Here is a 19,596-nt window from a genome sequence, read left to right as displayed (position 1 = left end):
AGCTCCCCAGAAAGACTTTTTTTCGGGCAGGCATTATATATCCCAAGTATTTGATGCTTCCGTTTAGGAAAATATTTACCGCCCAAAAACAGCAAACACCATCCAGCCCTTCTTTTAATTTACGTTAAAAATAGCAGTCTATTTGTTTTAAATAAGCGGAGAAATATAAAAATAACGTCAATCAAGGCAAATTTGCATTGCAGTATTGCCTGCCTTGTGGCAATTTCAACACATCAATGCTTATTTATAAAAAATCATCACGGCATTGATCCATTTATTTCAAATAACACAACTACAAGGAGCAAAGCTATGGCTACACAATTCTTCATGCCCGTTCAAAACATTTTAGGTGAAAATGCTTTGTCTGAAGCGATGAATGTTATTACCGCTTTAGGGTTGAAAAAAGCATTGATCGTTACCGACGGCGGTTTGAGCAAAATGGGCGTTGCCGACAAAATCGGCGGCTTGTTAAAAGAAAAAAATATTGATTACGCGGTATTTGACAAAGTTCAGCCGAACCCGACCGTAACCAACGTGAACGACGGTTTGGCTGCCTTGAAAGCCGCAGGCGCGGATTTCATCGTATCTTTAGGCGGCGGTTCTTCACATGACTGCGCCAAAGCGGTAGCCATTGTGGCCACCAACGGCGGAAAAATCGAAGACTACGAAGGCTTGGACAAATCCAAGAAACCCCAATTGCCGCTGGTTGCCGTGAACACTACTGCCGGTACGGCTTCTGAGATGACTCGATTCACTATTATTACCGACGAAACCCGTCATGTAAAAATGGCGATTGTCGATAAACATGTTACGCCGCTGCTGTCGGTAAACGATCCTTCGTTAATGGAAGGCATGCCCGCCCCGCTCACTGCGGCCACGGGTATGGATGCCTTAACCCATGCCGTAGAAGCCTATGTTTCTACCATTGCCTCTCCGATTACCGATGCCTGCGCGGTTAAAGCCATCGAACTGATTGCACGTTATCTGCCGACCGCCGTCAAAGAGCCGAAAAACAAAGAAGCGCGCGAAAAAATGGCTTATGCGCAATTCTTGGCGGGCATGGCGTTCAATAACGCTTCATTGGGTTACGTTCACGCAATGGCACACCAATTGGGCGGCTTCTACGATTTGCCGCACGGCGTCTGCAACGCGCTACTGCTGCCCCACGTTGAACGTTTCAACCAACAGGCCGCCAAAGAGCGTTTGGATGAAATCGGCACCATCTTAAGCAAAAACAACGACGATTTGAAAGGCTTGGACGTCATCGACGCGATTACCAAACTGGCCCGTATTGTCGGCATCCCCAAATCTTTGAAAGAATTGGGCGTGAAAAAAGAAGATTTCGGCGTACTGGCCGACAATGCGTTGAAAGACGTTTGCGGCTTCACCAACCCGATTCAAGCCAACAAAGAGCAGATTGTCGGCATCTTCGAAGCAGCATTTGACCCCGCCTGATTTCATTCAATGCCGATTTGAATCTAAGGCCGTCTGAAAAATATAAACCGCACCCCAAAAGTTGGGCATCAGCCAACCCATTAAGGTGCGGTTTTCTTATGAGCGAAATACAATAGACTTTGAGAAGACTTTAAGAAACCTCTGCAAAACCGCCGGTGTAGATGCCGTTCAAGGCGTAGCAGCAACGCAGCAGGTTAAGTTTATTTGCGATATTTCAGGAAACAAACCAATGAACATCCACCCTATTCCCGCCTTTTGCGATAACTATATTTGGCTCGTCAAACATCAAAACGAAGCCGTCTGCATCGACCCCGGCGCAGCAGATGGCGTGCTGGCTTATCTCAAACAGCACCGGCTGACGCTTAGCCAAATGTGGATTACCCATCACCACAACGACCACACCGGCGGCATTGCCGCGCTCAAGCAGGCGTTTCCCGAATGTACGGTTTACGGCAACCGCGACATTACCGATGCCGATATCCATGTGAACGAAGGCTCGCAATTGTCATTCGGCGGCAACACGGTTGACGTATGGGCCACACCCGGGCATACCGACACGCATCTGAGTTATGTTTTGCATATTTCAGACGGCCTCCACGTTTTTTGCGGAGACACTTTGTTTTCAGCAGGTTGCGGTCGCGTATTTACCGGCACGGCAGCACAGCTGTTCGCTTCGTTACAGCGCTACAACAGCCTGCCCGAGCACACGCTGTTTTATCCGGCCCACGAATACACAGCATCCAATCTGCGTTTTGCCGCCCATATCGAACCGGACAATGCCGATATTCAGACGGCCCTTAATGAAGCCCGGTATATTCCGACACTGCCGGTCAGCCTTGCGCGGGAACGCAACATCAATCCCTTTTTACGCACCGGCCGCACAGAAACCGCCGGGCGGATTCGCGCCCTCAGCGGCATCAACAGCCAAGACGAAGTGGCGATATTTGCTGCAATGAGGGAGCTGAAAAACCGTTTTTGATATTGGTTTTATAACAAATATGGTCTTTGCCCATTCACATTGAGGCCGTCTGAAAACAGTTTTTCAGACGGCCTCAATGCCATTTCAAATACGGATCAACGATGGTATTGCCTTGACAATTCATGCACCGTATCCACCAGCAACTTGGCGTGTTCGGGGTCGGCATGTTGGTTGATGCCGTGGCCGAGATTGAACACATGGCCGCTGCCGTGGCCGTAGGCTGCCAAAATACGCGCGGCTTCTTCGCGGATGCTGTCGGGTGTGCCGAACAGCGCAAAGGGGTCGAAATTGCCTTGCAGCGCCACTTTACCGCCTACGCGCTTGCGGGCTTCGCCGATGTTGCATGTCCAATCCAAACCGAGGGCATCGGCACCGGTGTCGGCCATTTTTTCCAGCCACAAACCGCCGCCTTTGGTAAAAACAATCACCGGCACGCGGCGGCCTTCGCTTTCTCGTTTCAAACCGCCGACAATCTGCTTCATATAACGCAGGCTGAAGGCTTCAAACGCCGCATCGCTCAACACGCCGCCCCATGTATCGAAAATCTGCACCGCCTGCGCGCCCGCATCGATTTGGGCATTCAAATAAGCGGTTACGGCTTGGGCGTTAACGTCCAAAATCTTGTGCAGCAAATCGGGGCGCGAATACATCATGGTTTTGATGGTGCGGAATTCTTTGCTGCTGCCGCCTTCCACCATATAGCAGGCCAGCGTGAACGGGCTGCCGGAAAAGCCGATTAAAGGCACGCGGCCGTCTAAGGCTTTGCGGATGGAAGTAACGGCATCAAACACATATTGCAGCTTGCCCATATCGGGTACGTCCAGTTTGGCGATGTCGGCCTCATGCTGCAAAGCCCGCTCGAATTTGGGGCCTTCGCCCTCGGCAAAATACAAACCCAAGCCCATGGCATCGGGCACGGTTAAGATGTCGGAAAACAGAATCGCCGCGTCCAAATTAAAGCGTTCCAGCGGCTGAATGGTTACTTCGGTGGCCAATTCGGTGTTTTTGCACAAATCCAGAAAACTGCCGGCGCGGGCGCGGGTGGCTTTGTATTCGGGCAGATAGCGGCCTGCCTGACGCATCATCCAAATCGGTGTGTATTCGACAGGCTGCTTGAGTAAAGCGCGCAGAAAAGTATCGTTTTTCAGATTGTTCATGTTCGGTCTCGTTAATATAAATTTGCTGCCGCAACAGATAAATAATATGTTCGGCGCCAGTTTTTTCCTATCAAGAGGCCGTCTGAAAGACTTTTTTCAGACGGCCTCTTACTGAAGCGGGTATCGCCTTTAACGGACTTCTACCGGCAACAGGTTTTCTTCTTCGTCCCGTGCAACGGCTTCCAACACCAGCTTACGCTGCAATTCGGCTTTTTGAGGCTGTTCGGTTTCTTCAAACACTTTAGCCAAAGCAAGGCGGGCGGGCACTTCGGGGCTGAGTGCGATACTGGCCTCCAAATAACTTTGCGCCTTGCCCCACAGTTGCTTGTCGTGTGCCAGCTGCCCCAAATGCATCAGTAATACGGCATTGTCGGGATGGTCTTTCAGCCAGCCGTCTGCAACATCAATGGCTTTGCGCTGCTCTTTATCGCTCAAAAAGCGCACGCTCTCCACAAACGGCTCAAGCAATTCGATTTGACGGGTTTTCGGATAATGATCCGCCACCCATTTTACGGCTTGTTGATACAGGCCCAAACGCTGATATTTCTCGGCAATGGCCACGCTTAACTCGCCCGATTTGAGATGATCGGGAATACGTTTCAAACAGGCTTTCAAGCCGCCGGCATCCGAAACCAACGCCAACAGGCGGCGGTATGCCCAACTGTGGTATTGGTCGGATTCATAATCGCTGATCGCACCGGCCTTAACCAGTTTCTCCGATTTGTCCAACACATCCAACGCATTGCCTTTATCGAAAGCATAACGCAACTGCAAACGCACCAAACGGGTCAGGCTGGGGTTGATTTGTGCCGCAGCCGCCAAGTGGTTTTCGGCAGCCGGATAATCGCGGCGGGTCAATGCCGATTCCGCCAGCAACAGATAACGCGAAAGCTGCTGCTTGGCAGGCAGGCTTTCGATGTCCTGCAAATAACGGTCGCGCAGGGCGGTATCGTCCATCTGGTCGGCGGCATGTGCGCCAAGCATCAAAGCCAAGGTGCGGTTGTCGCCCGCTTCTTTATTGGCCAATACCTTAGCCGCTTCCTGTTCGGCTTTTTGGAACTTGCCTTCAAAAAACGCCAATCCGGCATTGTTCAAAGCAGTCGCAGCCTGACGGCCTTTGCGCGCCACACCGAAACGCTGCATACGCCCGGGCACATTGAGAATGCCGGCAATCAGGCGCACCAGCAGGTAAAGCACCACCACAAGGGCAATCAAACCGATAATAAAGGCATGCAGGTTGATGCGCAGCATGGTTTGCTCTACCACCACATACACATTACCGCTGTATAAACCTGCCGCAATCGCCAAGCCTACGGCTACGGCGAACAAAACGATAATCCAAATCAAGCCTCTCATGCCCGCTCCCCTTTCACAACAGCCGGAGCGGAAGCCGGTTTGCTTTCACGCGGCGCGGCCGAAGGTTTCACATTTGTGGGCGCATCTTCTTTTTTCGGGCTCAACGTGGAGGGAGAAGAAGGTGCGACAACAGGCGCAGAAGCGGCCTCTTCTTTTTTCTCTGCGGCATCCGATGCTGCCGGAGCAGATGCCGCTTCAGGCACAGCGGCGGGTGCAGATGCGGCTTCGGGGAGCGTGGAAGGACGGCTCGGGCGCACCACTTCCTGATAATTGCGCACGGCATTCAAGCTGTTTTTCAGCACGTCGTCAGATACGGAACGCAAATCCAGAGCTTTCAATTCGCCCAGCTCGCGCAACCAAGATTGTGTGGCCGGAGAAGCGGTGTCGAAATACTGTTTGACGGCGGTTTCGGCATTGTTCAAATCGTTCAGATACACTTCGCCGTTATGTTGGAGCAAGGCGGTGCGGGCATCCAAAAGGCGCAATCTCAGGTTTTCGCGCACGAAATACACTTGTTCGGGTGCAATCAGCATGGCGTCGTTGTTATCCAAACGGCGCACTTCTACCATGCCTTTCAGCGCGGCAACGGTTTTCTGCCAAGCGTTTTGCCACCAAGAAAGATTGGCCGCCGGTGCGGTTTCGGGCTGGGCGTTCTGACCCGGTTTCAGCGCGCCGTCCACCATCAGCGGCAAACCGGCTACGGCAGTTTCCAAACGGTCGAGGCGCAACGATACGGCGGAAACATCAAGATAAGGGCGGTTTTTCAGAGCCGTCAGATCGGTGCTGACGGCCTGCTTGATGGGCAGCAGTTCGGGGTGATCAAAGCGGCTTAAGCGGCTTTCGATGTTTTCCAGCACGTTCACCGCAGCGGGAACATTACCGGTGAGCAGCAATTGCTGCGAACCCATATTGAGCATGGTTTCGGTTTCGTCCACCAGCCAGTCGGCACGGCCTTTGAGCAATTCTTGATAAGCTTTGTTGGCGGCGGCGATTTTATCGGCATTTTGTTTTTGGTTGCCGACGATTTGGTCTAATACGCTTTGGTTGCTGTTTTGTTTACGCAAAATTTCTTGCAGCAGCGCGGCGTTTTGCGATTCGCCCAATGCGGCTTTGTCTATTTTTTGGTTGAAATCCATTTCTTGTGTTTTGAGCAGGTTTTGGCCCTGCACAAACAAAAAGCCGCCCGCGCCCAAAGCCAGCAGTGAGAAAGCCAGTGCCACAACGGCTACCGCCCGGCCTGATGATTGCTTTACCACCACCGGGGTGACTAGGGGTTGGTTATTTTTGGGGTCAGACATAAAATTTCCTGCTGGTTCGGGATTATTCGGAGCCGCTGCGGCGAAACCGGTTTTCGGTTCGGACGGTATCTGCGCGGCGGCGGTCGGTTCTTTTTGTGATGATGGCTCGGCGGCATCGTCGGAAACCGTTTCAGACGGCCTCACCGTGCCGTCTTTCGATACCACCAGTAAATGCTTGGACTGCTCCTGCGCTGGCGCATTTTCGGGCAGTTCGTTTTGAGGGGTGTTTGAATTGGATTCGCTCATTCGTCGCTCCGTACAACACATTCGTCTGCACGCCGCACCATCCTGATACGGCGCACACCTGCTTCGCGTAAAGCATCGGCAATACGCGGATGATGGGTGAAGTATATCAAGGTTCTCAGAAATTGGGCGAATCTATCCGGTGCCTGCTCAAACAATAAACGAACCATTTCGGCGGAGGTAACGTATGCGGCTTGCGGCTGCTCGGCTGCCAATATCTGCCAATCGGGCGTAAGAGGCCGTCTGAAATAGACTTCGGCCACTTCTACCTGAAAACCTTTTTGATTCAAGGCGTTTCTTAACCATTCCCGCCCGCCTCGGCCACGCACGATCAGGATTTTCGCACCGGGTTTCAGCGTATTCCATATCGGTAAAGCCAACACGGCTTCGCTGTCGTTGCCTTCTTGCGGGCAGATGATGTGATAAGGGTAAAACTTTGCTAAGGCTTGGCGGCTGCCCTGCCCCACGGTAATGTGTATGGAGAGGCCGTCTGAAAAATCAATGTGCGGCGCGGCGGTTTCAACCGCGCTGGGGCTCACCCAGAAAACGGCATCCGCGTTGTGAAACTGCCGGTTGAGATGCCGCAAGGCTTCGTGATCCGGCTCAATCCGCATCGGGCTGAACGGCACGGCACGCCAACCTTGTGCTTCAAGTGTGGCCGCATCCGCCGAGGCTTGCGAGGGGGGGCGGACAATCAAAATGGCTGGACGGTGTTCAGACGGCCTGTTCATGCTGTTTCCTGTTTCGTTTCGGTTTTTATTCAACAATCGAAGCATGTGTTGAAAAACGCATTACGGGCGCTTCAGACGGCCTTCAGTGTAGATTCCGATAGATGGCAGTCTGAACACTCACAACGGCCCATCGGCTTCGTAAGGCAAGCCGTTTGCTTCGGCCACTTCTTTCCAAGCCTGCAATATCAAGCTGCCGTCGTTGTCTTTCAGCAAAGCGGCATCCGACAGCATTCTCCGCCACACACGCGCTTTGTTCAAACCGTGCATCAAGCCTAAATAATGGCGCACGGTGTGCCGCAATAAAGCACCTCCGCCGGCCTGAACGCGGTCGCGGCTGTATCGGTACAGACGATGCACCAAATCGGCGTATTCGATGGGGGCTTCTTGGCTGCCGTAAAACAGCGAATCCCAATCGCGCATAACCATCGGGTTATGATAGGCCTCGCGCCCCACCATCACGCCGTCCACATACTTCAAATGTTCGGCAATCTGTTCGTTGGTGGTGATACCGCCGTTGATGATGATTTCCAAATCGGGAAAATCGCGCTTAAGTTGGTACACATATTCGTATTTTAGCGGCGGTACTTCGCGGTTTTCTTTCGGCGACAAGCCGTCCAACCAAGCGTTGCGGGCATGAACGATAAACGTGGTGCACTCGGTTTTATCCGATAAAGCGCCGACAAAATCCTGCACGGTGCGGTATTCGGTTTGGCGGTCGACGCCGATGCGGTGCTTAACCGTAACGGGAATCTGCACCGCATCCTGCATGGCTTTGATGCAGTCGGCCACCAGCTCCACTTCATTCATCAGGCACGCGCCGAATGCGCCTTTTTGTACGCGCGGGCTGGGGCAACCGCAGTTTAAGTTGACTTCGTTGTAGCCGTAAGCTTCTCCTGCTTTTGCGGCTTTGGCCAAGTCAGACGGCTCGCTGCCGCCCAGTTGCAAGGCCACCGGCTGCTCGCCTGCGTTAAATGTTAAAAAGCGGTTTTGGTCGCCGTGAATAATCGCGCCGGCATTGATCATTTCGCTATACAGCCAAGTATGGCGGGTAATCTGGCGGGCAAGATAACGGTAGTGGGTATCCGTCCAGTCGAGCATGGGCGCAACGGAAAGGCGGCGCGGCGGTAAAGAATCGGCAGTCATGAAAATAAATAATCGGTTTGTGATTTGATCATACGAAACGGCACATTATAAAGCTTTTTAGCCGGTTTCCGCACAAACGGCACACAGAACCGGTGTGGTTCTTTGCCGACGGCTTTCAGTTTTCCGTAGCCACTGAAACGTCTTTAGCATTCAATGTTTCCAACGCTTGCGGCGTTACAGCCACCAAAAAACCGCGTTTGCCGCCGTTGATATAGATCTGCTCCAAATCGCGTATCGTGCGTTCCACATACACCGGCAATACGGTTTTGGTGCCGAACGGGCTGGTGCCGCCGACCAAATACCCCGTCCATTTATTGGCCTGCTTCGGGTCGGCAGGCTCGATATGCTTCATGCCCAACTCGCGGGCGAGGTTGCGGGTGGAAATGTGTTTGTCGCCGTGCATCAGCACAATCATGCCCTGCTTGTTTTCGTTTTGAAGCACAATGGTTTTAACCACCTGATGCTCCGGCACACCCAAACACTGCGCCGAATGCGCCGTGCCGCCATGCTCGACATAAGGATAAAGATAGGGCGTAAACGGAATATTGTGCGCCCGCAAAAAGCGGATAGCCGTCGTAACGGGATAATCGGTTTTGCTCATAACAGAAGGCCGTCTGAAAAACAATCATGCAGAAAACGCCAAACCTTTTTGCCGTGTCCGGCATGTTTGGCGACGGTTAGAATATGTAGCCGGCTATGTTACCATAAGCTCTTTAAACAGACTCTCAAGCCGACAGACAGCCTGAAACCTTTGCTTTTCGGCACTTCCCGACAACGGCTTTCCCTATCCAGAAAGGACAAAATATGACCATCCAATACTTCGGCCAAACACCCCGCCTCTCGGAAGCCACCGTTGCCAACGGTTTCGTTTTTCTTTCCGGCATGGTTCCCGAACGCACCGATGTGGGCGTAACCGAACAAACACGCGATGTATTGGCACAAATCGACAAATGGCTTGCCGAATGCGGCTCCGATAAAAAACATATTCTCGAAGCCACGATTTTCCTGCCGAACCTATCCGACTACGCCGCCATGAACGAAGCTTGGGACGAATGGGTAGCCCCCGACCGCGCCCCCGCCCGCGCTTGTGTAGAAGCCAAACTTGCCAACCCCGAGTGGGCGGTGGAAATCAAAGTATCGGCCGTTCAGATTCAGAAATAAAAAACATCATCAATATGATGAACCGATGTTTTATAAGCGATACAGCACCGCTTTGGCCGTCTGAAAAAAACATGCTTGCAGGGTTGGACACCGTGCAAGCATTTTTGATTAAAGCGCCCCAATATGCCGACAAAGAAATAGGGGCTGAAGTAGATCAGCAGTCATGATAGGCTGCCAAAGGGCTAATCTACTTCAGCCCCTTTTTTATTTTGTCCGCACCTTATTCCGGCCGACGGGCGGGGTCTATCAGCAATACCCGTGCGTTGTGTGTCGACCACAGCAGTTTGGCCGTTTGGCGCAGGCGGGTTTGGATGATGGTTCGGTGCAGCTGAGGCAGGCGGCTCAGGTAACGTGCATCACCGTAATGCCTGTGGCTGGCGGCCAAACGCTCCAGCCATATTTCGGGGTTGGCTTGGCGTTTGGCTTCCTGCTCGATAAACAGCTGTTGCAGATTATCGGCTTCGGCTTTGGTGATGTTTTCGGGCAGCCGCTGCAAAATCTGTTGGGCGGTTTCCCACGCTTCGGCGGCCTGTTCGGGCGGCGTGCTGAAGAAGAGGTTGCTTTCCACGCGGTTGTAAACAGGCTCGGGCAAAGCGGCAAACTTGACGCTGTATGTGCTTTGGTTGCGGCTGCGCAATTCGTCTTTCAAACGCGCATTGGCAAGGTTGACCAGCAGCGGAATCTGTTCCGAGGTATCGGGCGTCCAGTCGTAGAAGGGCTGCCAAGACCACGCATTCACATCGGTGCCGTCGATATCGTTGATGGGCGCGCGGCGCAAAGTAGCCCCTTCCAACAGCGGCCTGTTCATGTTTTCGGCGGGGCTGCGGGGAATATCGGCCAGATATTGTGTGAGCAGGGGAATGATTTTTTCAGACGGCATACTGCTGACTATGTAGTGGTTCACATTACCCGATGTCAGCTTGCGCCATTGCCTCTGCATATCTTGTGGCGTTAATGCGCGGATCTCGGTGCTGTCGTGAGGTCTCGGTTCGGTTTGGCCGTAGCGCAGAATTTCCAGCTCTTGCTCCTGCTTGCCGGGAACCGATTGCAGATACACCGGCAAGCGCACGGCAGCGGCTTCCAGCCTGCTTTGCCAATCGGCCGCCGCCACCGATGCGGCTTGGCGGCTGCGGTAAAGTTGCAGCAGCTTCTCCAAACCGGTTGCGGGCACTTGGGCATCAACCGTTTGGCGGTCGCTGTCGAGCCGGTAACGGTAAACGATGCCCTGTTGCCGCTGCCATTGTTTGAAAACGTGAGTGCTCCAACCTTCGGGGGCGGAACGGTTGGCGATGTCTGCCGCCAACTGTGCCTGCCAGCCGTTTGCACCGCCGTGCAGATAGCCGGTGTCGGCAATGGCTTTGAAATAAATTTTGCCGCCTGCCGAAGCGTGTTGCAGAAGCGAAATACGGTCGCCGTTGCTCAAGGTGAGATAGGTAACGGCATTGTCTTTATCGTAACTTTTCGATACCGCTACGCCCTGCCCTTTATGCACGGCAAAAGCGGTATGCTGCGCAGCTTGCGGCTTAGCCGCTGTTTGCGCGGGCGTGGCAAGTGTGTGTATGGAAGGCTGCTGCTTGGCCGGAACCAGCTTGGCTGCTTGGGTTTGCACAGGGGCTTCGGAGGCCGGTTGGTTTTGCGGCGTTGCTGCCGTCTGCATCATCACCAGTTTGTCTGCCGCATTCAGCCATTCCGATATGCGGCGGTTAACGGCTTGCGTGTTTATGCGGTAAAGCTGCCCCCTTTCGGCAGCGCGTAATGCGGCCGAAGGCACACTTTTGCCTGCCAATACGGTTTCATCGGCCGTCTGAACGGTTTGGTGAAAATCATCCGGCAACACATCTTGACGGCTTAAATGGTTATGCAGGATTTTGCGGTAGGCGGCGGTTTCGCTGTCTGACGCGGGCTGCTGCTTCACGCTCTCAAGCAAGCGGTGCAGTGCCGCCAAAGCTTCTTGATGCCCGCTCGGCGGAACATCGGTATAGAAGCCGAGCGAACCTGTTTGCTTGCCGAGATCGCCGAACTTCATGGACACAGTCCCGCCTTCCGCCTGCAAACGCGTGTTGATGATGTGGGCGGCAAAATTATCCAGCAGCCGCTGATAGAGGCCGGCATCGCTGTTTTCTTGCGACGCGGCATTGTCGAAGCGGAACACCAACGACAGTTTGTTTTCGGTGTTGTCTTTGTCGGTAATGTGGTGGATTTGTTTGGCGGCAGGTTGGGGTTCGTATTCTTGTGCATGGCGAATCGGCAAATCAATCGGTTTCAGACGGCCTAATGCTTCTTGCACGGCGGTAACGGCTTTTTTAGGATTGAGGTCGCCGACGATGACCAGCACGGCGTTGTTGCTGCCGTACCATTTGGAATGGAAACGGGAGGCGGTATCCGCCTGCGCCTGTTCGATGGCCTCACGGCTGCCAATAGGCGGGTAACGGCCGCTGCGCGAACCGCTATGCAGCAAGGCGTGATGCCGGCGGCTCAAACGGTTGGCCAGCGTTTGCTGCTGGCGCCATTCGGCCAAAATCACTTGCTGCTCTTTCTGCCAATCGGCCGCTGAAAAGTTTTGCGGGGAAAGCATCTGCCGGTAAACCGCCAAAGCCTCTTCAAGCTGGCGTTTGCCTTGCGGCGGAGACAGCAGATAGCGGGTAAAACGGTAGCCGGTTTGAGCGTTGTAGTGGCGGCCGAGCTGCCAGCCTTGCTGATTGAGATGAGCCGACAAACCTTGCGGAAAAGCCGCCGAGCTTTGAAACACCATATGTTCGGTGATATGGGCGATGCCTTCTTCACCGTCGTTTTCATCGGCAGCACCCGCCTGCACCTGCAAACGCAAGGTCAGCCTGCGGTCGGCGGAAGGCACGTTGAAAATGTGGTAAATCAAGCCGTTGTCGAGTTTGCCTTCAACATGCTCCACTTTGCCCGCACGCACGAAGGCGGCAGAGAAAAGCACTGCGGCAAGCAGTAAAAAACGTATGAGTCGCATTTTTGTAATGTGTCGGTATTTTTTATTCGGTCGGAGCCGCAAACGGCGGCATCCGTGCTTTTTATTTTTAATATTGTTCAGGCATGATGCCTGATGTGTTACCGAGGCCGTCTGAAAACTTTTCAGACGGCCTCAACTTATCATCAAACAGCCAACTGCGGAAACAGGGCTTTCAACCCCGCCACAATAATCTCTACGGACACCGCCGCCAACAGCATACCCATCACCCGATTGAGAATGGTTAGGCCGGTATCGCCGAGTTTTTTACTCACATAAGTGGCCGCCATCAACACTGCATAACAAATCAGGCTGATAACCAAACCGGCCGCCAAAATCAGCAGCGTATCGCGGTAATGTTTGGCCGCCGAAGCATAAATAATCACGGTAGAAATGCCGCCCGGCCCGATCATCATCGGAATCGCCAAAGGCACAACCGCAATCGCGCCTATGCTCTGGGCGGCTTTGGGGCGAATGGTGATATCGTTGTCTTCCCCCGTACCCACATCCGGTTTGGCCGGATTGTTGCCGCCGTTCATCATCGAAATGGCAATCAGCAGCACCAAAATGCCGCCGCCTACTTGGAAAGCACCCACACTGATGCCGAAGAGCTTTAAGATGGCTCCGCCGGTCAAACAGAATGCGGTAATCACAATCATCACGGTAGCCGATGCTACCTGTGCAACTTTCCGCCGTTCGCGCGTGCTTAAGTTGCGGGTTAAATCCAAATAAATCGACAATGCGCCAAACGGGTTGATCAACACCATAAACGCCAATATCAGCTTGCCGATTTCCATGCCTATCATGTGTTGTTTGCCTTTTTATTGTTGTGTTTCATGTTATTTTCAGACGGCCTCTCCGCCTTCGCCGTTTTAACGCCGCTGGTTGCCGATACCCATCAAAAGAGCCAGCACCACCATAATCGACAAAGTTGCCGTGCCACCGTAGCTGACCAGCGGCAACGGCACGCCGACCACGGGCAGAATACCGCTAACCATGCCCATATTGACAAAAGCATAGCAGAAAAACGTCATCGTGAGCGCACCGGCTAACGTGCGGCTGTATAAAGTGGGCGCTTTGGCGGCAATGTAGAGGCCGCGCCCCAAAATCAGCAGGTAAATCGCCAGCAGCAATACATTGCCGATTAAGCCGAATTCTTCGCCGTAAACGGCGAAAATAAAGTCTGTGGTGGCTTCGGGAATGTAGTCCAAATGGGTTTGCGTGCCGTTGAGCCAACCCTTACCCCAAATACCGCCCGAACCGATGGCAATCATCGACTGCAAAATATGATAGCCCGCGCCCAGCGGGTCTTTGGTGGGATCGAGCAGGGTCAGCACGCGCGTTTTTTGGTAGTCGTGCATACCGTAGTTCCAAATCAGCGGCAGCGCGGCCAAAAAGCCGACCAGAGCGGTAAAAATCACTTTCCACGGCAAACCGGCAAAGAAAATCACAAACAGGCCGGAAGCCATAATCAGGGTTGCCGTACCCAAATCGGGCTGCTTGAGAATCAGCGCACCCGGAATCAGCACCAACAGTAACGCACCGATATAGTGATACCAACGCAACGACATTTCGTATTTTTGAAAATACCAAGCCACCATCATCGGCAAAGCAATTTTCATGATTTCAGACGGCTGTATCCGCCCGATACCGATGCTCAGCCAACGGGTCGAACCGTTGACCGTTACGCCGAAAAAATGCACGCCCAACAGCAACACCACGCCCAAGGCATACATAGGCGGTGCAAACGCCGATAAAGTTTGCGGCCGCGCCTTGGCAATAAACCACAACAGAATAAAGCCCAATACGGTGTGGACGGTTTTATTTTCAAGTTGGCCGATTTCCTGACCGTCGGCCGAATACAGCAAAAACAGGCTCATGATGTAAACCGCCAACATCGCATAAAACAGCCACGGATCCATCGGCTCCCACACGGCACGCCTGATGCGGCCGAACAACGTTTCTTCATTCATACTCATGGTGCTGCTCCCGAGGCCGTCTGAACATCGGCCGCGCTCTGATATGCCTGCCTGAACACCGAAGATGCCGAAGAAGGCGCAAGCGGCGCACTGGAAGCGGTAAGCTGCGGATGGGTTTGCTCGGGTTGCGGCGCTGAAGCGGCCTGAACAACCTCGCCTTTTCCTGCTTTGCCGCCTTGCAAGGTCAGCAGATAATAATCGCTTAAGGCACGCGCCACAGGTGCGGCATTTGCTCCCCAGCCGCCGTTTTCGAGCAATACCGCTATCGCAATCTGCGGCTGCTCCACAGGCGCAAACGAAATAAACCAAGCGTGGTCGCGGTGTTGTTCGGCCAATGCCGCCGCATTGTAACGTGCGCCCTGCTTAATCTGTACCACTTGCGCCGTGCCGGTTTTGCCGCCCATGGTGTATTGCAGGCCGTGACTGATGCGCCGCGCCGTACCGCCCTGCAACACTTTGGCCATCGCTTGTTTGATATATTCGAAGTTTTCGCGTTTAAACGGAATCGTGCGCTCGGGTTTGGGATCAATCAGCGTAATTTCACGGCGTTCATGGTCGAGCAACTCTTTGACCAAGTGCGGGCGGTACACCACGCCGTTATTGGCCAGAGAAGCCGTAGCATGGGCCATCTGAAGCGGCGTATAAGCGTTGTAACCTTGACCGATGCTCACCGACACCATTTCGGCGGGATTCCATTCGCGCGCTTTCGGGTCTTTAGATTTGGCAAACCGCTTCGCTTTCCACTCGCGCGAAGGCAACACCCCTTTATATTCGTGCGGCAAGTCAATACCCGTTGCCGAACCCAAACCGAATTCGGCCAAATAAGGCCATGTTTTATCAATCCCCACTTCATAGCCCAAACGGTAGAAAAACGTATCGGAAGACACCTGAATCGCTTTGCTTAAGTTGGCCGAACCATGCCCGCTGCGTACAGAATCGCGGAACAAATGGCGCGAGCCGGGAATGCTCCATGCGCCAGGAGCAGGCACAACCGTGGTTTGGGTAATCTTGCCGTTTTCGAGCAAAGCCATACCCATAAACGGTTTGAATGTAGAACCCGGGGGATACAAGCCCTGCGTTACGCGGTTAATCAGCGGTTTTTGCCAATCTTCGTTCAAAGCTTTCCATGTGTCGCTGTCGATCCCGTCGATAAATAAATTGGGGTCGAAAGACGGTTTGGACACAAACGCCAACACGCCTCCGGTTTGCGGATTGATGGCCACAACCGCACCGCGGCGGCCGTCCATCAGGCGGTCTGCTTCCTGCTGCAAACGGATGTCCATTGCCAAACGCAAAGTCTGGCCGGTTTTGGGCGGAACGGTTTTCATCACACGCACCACGTTGCCATAAGCGTCTTTTTCCACTTCCTGATAACCGGGAGAACCGTGCAGCTGGCGTTCGTAAAAGCTTTCCAAACCCGATTTGCCGATATGGGTGCTGCCGCGATAAAGTGCAGACAGATTTTCTTCGTCGAGTTTTTTCTGATCACGGTCGCTGATGCGGCCGATATAGCCGAGAAAATGTGCCGTCAATTCAGGATAACGGTAGGCACGGAAGGTGCGGGCATTGATTTCCACGCCTTTGAAGCGGTAAAGCTGGGCCGCCAAACGCGCCGCTTCATCGGGATGGAGTTTTAATTTAAGGGGAATGTTTTCGTAAGAACGGAATTCTGCACGGAATTTTTTAAAACGCTTCAAGTCGCCCGGCGTAATATCCACATAAGGACGTAACGATTCGATTAAACCTTCTATTTTGCCTTCTACTTTTCCCGGCACGATTTCAAGCGAATAAGCGGGATAATTGTGCGCCAATACCACGCCGTTAACATCGACGATTTCACCGCGTATCGGTGCCGTGGGCACCAGCGAAATACGGTTGGTATTGGCTTGAACCACATAATCTTGATGCTTGAATACCTGAAGGTACACAAAGCGTGCCAGCAACACCGAGAAAAAAACGGCAATCAGCACAAAAGCCAGCACCAACCGCAATCTGAAATCGCGCTGGCGTCGGGCAATATCATGGTTGTGGTCGTAGGGCCGGTAAGTATGGTTGTTCATCGGCGTAAACGGCGGGAGTTAAGAATAGACAGCATCATTTTGCTTAAGAGCGGCCACAGCAAAGCACCTACGAAAGGGCCGACAAACGCCGGCCACTCGGCAAAACGCTGATCGTACATCAAACGCACCACCGCCAACACGGCTTGGCTGCACAACAAAGCCGCCAACACAACAACGGCCTGAAAGCCGTAATGGTAAAGCACAATCTGCCTTTGATGATGCTGGATAAAAAACACCATCACCATATAAGCCAGCGCATGCTGGCCCAATAACGAAGCGGTGCCAATATCTACCAGCAGCCCTACTGCAAAGGCTATGCCGATACCCACGGTTTGCGGTTTGTGCAATGCCCAATACAGCAAAACCAATGCCGTAAATTCGGGCAGCCAAAAAAACACTTCAAACGGAAACGGCATAAAATCCAGCAACATGGCAAGCACGAAGCTGGATACGATGATGCTCGCCGGCACACGGTTGTGAAAATCTTCAAAATCAGTCATAACAAGACTTGATAGACTTAAGGGGAAGTTTGGGCGGCCTGTTCAGACGGCACGGCCTGCCCGGCTTGTTGCGGAATGACCAGCACATACTTGCTGCTGCGGAAGCCGGCCAAAGGCGAAAGTGATACGCGGTAGTAAGGCGTTCCTGCGGCATGCGCCACCTGTTCTATTTTAGCAACGGGAATGCCTTCCGGATATACGCTGTCCAAACCCGAGGTCAACAGCACGTCGCCAGCACGCAAATCGGCATCGGCAGGAAAATAACGCAAGCTTACGGCACTGCCGCTGCCGTAAAGCAGGCTGCGCACGCCCGTGCGCGCCACCGCTACCGGAATCACGGTTTTGCCGTTGGTAACTAAAGTCAGCTCCGCGTTCAAGGGATACACCTGAGTAACCTGCCCCATCAAGCCGCTGCCGTCAATCACGGCATCTCCGGCACGCAGGCCGTGCGTGCTGCCTTTATTCAGAATCAGTTTATCGGAAAGCGGGTCTTTGCCGTTGGAAACAATTTCTGCGCCGCCGGTAATGCGTATGCCTCTTTCCTGCAAACCTTGCAGTTTTTTCAACTCCGCCAAATCGCGTACTTGCAGCTTGGATTGCTCCAACATCAATTTCAGACGGCCGTTTTCTTCATTCAAACGTTGATTGTCTGCCATCAAGGCCGATTGTGACTGCAAAAAACCGCTCACATAGCGGTAGAGATTAACCGGCTGATTAGCCAGCCATTGTACGGGATACAGCGCGGTAGCCACATAGCCTTTGGCGCGCTGAACCGCAGCATAACGGCTGTCGAGCATCATCAGCGCCACACAAACAATCGACAACACAATCAGTTTGCTGGCAGGCTTCATGCCCCTTTGGGCAAAGTTTAAAGAAGGTTCGGACATTGTTCAGACGGCATCCTGACGGTTAGGATTCATTCGATATTGATTAAGGATTGACCACAAAAATCGAATTCAGTTTGCCTATCATATCCAAAGCCTTGCCCGAACCGCGTGCCACGCAGGTTAACGGATCTTCGGCAATCATCACCGGCAAGCCGGTTTCTTCGGCCAGCAGGCGGTCCAAACCTTTCAGCAGCGCCCCGCCGCCGGTCAGCACCAAACCGCGTTCGGCAATATCCGCACCCAATTCGGGCGGCGTTTGCTCCAACGCATTTTTTACCGACTGCACGATTTGGTTTAGAGGTTCGGTTAATGCTTCCAACACTTCATTCGAGCTGATGGTAAAAGCCCGCGGAATGCCTTCGGCCAAATTACGGCCTTTGACTTCGATTTCGTTTACTTCCATACCCGGAAAAGCCGAGCCGATTTTGGTTTTGATTTCTTCGGCGGTTGCTTCCCCGATCAACATACCGTAATTACGGCGCACATAATTGATAATGCTTTCGTCAAACGCATCGCCGCCCACACGGATGGAATGCGAATATACTACGCCCGAAAGTGAAATCACACCCACTTCGGTTGTTCCGCCGCCGATATCCACTACCATACAGCCGGTTGCTTCTTCAATCGGCAACCCCGCACCGATTGCCGCCGCCATCGGTTCTTCAATCAGATTCACTGAAGAAGCACCCGCTGCCGAAGCCGAATCACGAATGGCTTTGCGCTCCACTTGGGTAGAACCGCACGGCACGCAGATAACGATACGCGGCGGCGCGGCAAAGCGGCTGTTATTCACTTTTTTGATAAACTGTTTCAACATTTTTTCGGTCACGTTGAAATCAGCAATCACACCGTCTTTCATCGGGCGGATGGCCTGAATGCTGCCCGGCGTGCGACCCAGCATTTTTTTAGCTTCCGCGCCCACCGCCAAAATCGCACTCTTGCCGTGCGCCGCATCCGTCTGCATCGCCACAACCGAAGGCTCGTCCAAAACGATACCCTTGTTACGGATATAAATCAGCGTGTTGGCCGTGCCCAAATCAATCGCAAGATCGTTGGAAAAATAGCGTGTTAAAAAGCGAAACATAAATATGTCCTGGATTATGGTGTTTGGTTAAACAATTTAAGAAAGAGGGAGCATCGCATTTCAGACGGCCGCATACTGTTACAAACAGTTGAAAAGCACTAAAATCGCCATGCCGAAAGATATGGTTTTCGGTTATAATTCTCCGCCGAACGGAGCAATAATCAGATAAACGCGTAATAATACCCTAGTTTGGGTATTTGCTGAATTAAATTTAAGGATTTTTTATGGCCCTGACCTTGAGCGATGTGGAAAAAATTGCCAAACTTTCCCGCCTGAGCCTGACAGATGCTGAAAAAGCGCAAAACCTTCAAGAATTGAACGACATATTTTCATTGGTTGAAAAAATGCAATCGGTAAATACCGAAGGCATCGAACCGATGGCACATCCTCACGAAGTTGCCCTGCGTTTGCGTGAAGACAAAGTAACCGAAACCGACCATGCCGCCGAATACCAAGCCGTTGCCCCCGAAGTGCGCAACCGCCTGTATATCGTTCCCCAAGTTATCGAAGAATAACCGGCACATAAAACACATTTCTTACGGTTAATCAAACCGCCTATGTGAAACACATACTGTTAATATAATAGCAA

17 protein-coding genes are annotated in these 19,596 nt (G+C 52.8%); 4 read left to right on the top strand and 13 right to left on the bottom strand.

Translation table 11 applies throughout. The features are described from left to right. The first annotated feature begins 309 nt into the window (after positions 1-309). Positions 310-1,455 carry an iron-containing alcohol dehydrogenase gene (locus tag LVJ88_RS05470; RefSeq protein ID WP_085418281.1) on the top strand — a complete coding sequence of 382 codons (1,146 nt, stop codon included), beginning with the start codon at positions 310-312 and terminating at the stop codon, positions 1,453-1,455. 229 nt (positions 1,456-1,684) lie between these two features. Beyond that, positions 1,685-2,434 (top strand): hydroxyacylglutathione hydrolase, encoded by a 750-nt coding sequence (gene gloB, locus LVJ88_RS05465; RefSeq protein WP_085418282.1) that lies wholly within the window; start codon positions 1,685-1,687, stop codon positions 2,432-2,434. Positions 2,435-2,529: 95 nt separating this feature from the next. Here the strand turns inward: gloB and hemE are convergent, their stop codons facing one another. The 6 genes from hemE to ybaK all read right to left on the bottom strand — a co-directional run bounded on the left by hemE (position 2,530) and on the right by ybaK (position 8,963). Beyond that, complete coding sequence (hemE, locus tag LVJ88_RS05460; RefSeq protein WP_085418283.1) at positions 2,530-3,591, bottom strand: uroporphyrinogen decarboxylase; 1,062 nt, start codon at positions 3,589-3,591, stop codon at positions 2,530-2,532. 129 nt (positions 3,592-3,720) lie between these two features. Further along, positions 3,721-4,947, bottom strand: a complete 1,227-nt coding sequence (locus tag LVJ88_RS05455) for a heme biosynthesis HemY N-terminal domain-containing protein (RefSeq protein WP_085418284.1) — start codon at positions 4,945-4,947, stop codon at positions 3,721-3,723. Continuing rightward, a complete protein-coding gene (locus LVJ88_RS05450; RefSeq protein ID WP_233127559.1) occupies positions 4,944-6,245 on the bottom strand; it encodes a uroporphyrinogen-III C-methyltransferase in 1,302 nt (433 codons plus the stop codon). Before LVJ88_RS05450 ends, LVJ88_RS05455 begins: the two co-directional genes overlap by 4 nt. A gap of 242 nt (positions 6,246-6,487) precedes the next feature. Further along, positions 6,488-7,219: a uroporphyrinogen-III synthase gene (locus tag LVJ88_RS05445; protein WP_085418286.1), complete on the bottom strand. Its 732-nt coding sequence runs from the start codon at positions 7,217-7,219 to the stop codon at positions 6,488-6,490. 117 nt (positions 7,220-7,336) lie between these two features. Then, on the bottom strand, positions 7,337-8,362 hold the full coding sequence (dusA, locus tag LVJ88_RS05440) for a tRNA dihydrouridine(20/20a) synthase DusA (RefSeq protein WP_085418287.1): 1,026 nt from the start codon (positions 8,360-8,362) through the stop codon (positions 7,337-7,339). A 115-nt stretch (positions 8,363-8,477) separates the two neighbouring features. Next, the gene (gene ybaK / locus LVJ88_RS05435; protein ID WP_085418288.1) at positions 8,478-8,963 is read right to left on the bottom strand and encodes a Cys-tRNA(Pro) deacylase; all 486 of its coding nucleotides are present in this window, start codon (positions 8,961-8,963) and stop codon (positions 8,478-8,480) included. 203 nt (positions 8,964-9,166) lie between these two features. Between ybaK and LVJ88_RS05430 the strand changes: the two genes are divergently transcribed. Continuing rightward, positions 9,167-9,523, top strand: a complete 357-nt coding sequence (locus tag LVJ88_RS05430) for a RidA family protein (protein WP_085360579.1) — start codon at positions 9,167-9,169, stop codon at positions 9,521-9,523. A gap of 220 nt (positions 9,524-9,743) precedes the next feature. Here the strand turns inward: LVJ88_RS05430 and LVJ88_RS05425 are convergent, their stop codons facing one another. From LVJ88_RS05425 to LVJ88_RS05395, 7 genes are all read right to left on the bottom strand, one after another. After that, complete coding sequence (locus LVJ88_RS05425) at positions 9,744-12,500, bottom strand: M16 family metallopeptidase (RefSeq protein WP_085418289.1); 2,757 nt, start codon at positions 12,498-12,500, stop codon at positions 9,744-9,746. A 143-nt stretch (positions 12,501-12,643) separates the two neighbouring features. Then, positions 12,644-13,303 carry a MarC family protein gene (locus LVJ88_RS05420; protein ID WP_085355417.1) on the bottom strand — a complete coding sequence of 220 codons (660 nt, stop codon included), beginning with the start codon at positions 13,301-13,303 and terminating at the stop codon, positions 12,644-12,646. Positions 13,304-13,369: 66 nt separating this feature from the next. Next, positions 13,370-14,476, bottom strand: coding sequence for a rod shape-determining protein RodA (gene rodA, locus LVJ88_RS05415; RefSeq protein ID WP_085418290.1), 1,107 nt, complete (start codon positions 14,474-14,476; stop codon positions 13,370-13,372). Continuing rightward, positions 14,473-16,536 carry a penicillin-binding protein 2 gene (gene mrdA / locus LVJ88_RS05410; RefSeq protein ID WP_054599059.1) on the bottom strand — a complete coding sequence of 688 codons (2,064 nt, stop codon included), beginning with the start codon at positions 16,534-16,536 and terminating at the stop codon, positions 14,473-14,475. Before mrdA ends, rodA begins: the two co-directional genes overlap by 4 nt. After that, entirely contained in the window at positions 16,533-17,036 is a 504-nt protein-coding gene (gene mreD, locus LVJ88_RS05405) for a rod shape-determining protein MreD (protein WP_085418291.1), read from the bottom strand. Before mreD ends, mrdA begins: the two co-directional genes overlap by 4 nt. 17 nt (positions 17,037-17,053) lie before the next feature. Next, positions 17,054-17,923, bottom strand: coding sequence for a rod shape-determining protein MreC (mreC, locus tag LVJ88_RS05400; protein ID WP_085418292.1), 870 nt, complete (start codon positions 17,921-17,923; stop codon positions 17,054-17,056). 43 nt (positions 17,924-17,966) lie between these two features. Next, on the bottom strand, positions 17,967-19,007 hold the full coding sequence (locus LVJ88_RS05395) for a rod shape-determining protein (protein WP_085362942.1): 1,041 nt from the start codon (positions 19,005-19,007) through the stop codon (positions 17,967-17,969). Positions 19,008-19,231: 224 nt separating this feature from the next. Here LVJ88_RS05395 and gatC point away from each other — a divergent pair, with 224 nt between their 5' ends. Further along, positions 19,232-19,522 carry an Asp-tRNA(Asn)/Glu-tRNA(Gln) amidotransferase subunit GatC gene (gene gatC, locus LVJ88_RS05390; RefSeq protein ID WP_054599055.1) on the top strand — a complete coding sequence of 97 codons (291 nt, stop codon included), beginning with the start codon at positions 19,232-19,234 and terminating at the stop codon, positions 19,520-19,522. Positions 19,523-19,596: the final 74 nt, after the last annotated feature.

It is taken from the genome of Neisseria dumasiana (assembly GCF_022870885.1).
Lineage (GTDB): Bacteria > Pseudomonadota > Gammaproteobacteria > Burkholderiales > Neisseriaceae > Neisseria > Neisseria dumasiana.
The sequence above is the reverse complement of the archived record's forward strand: the minus strand, read 5'-3'. Positions and strand labels throughout refer to the sequence as shown.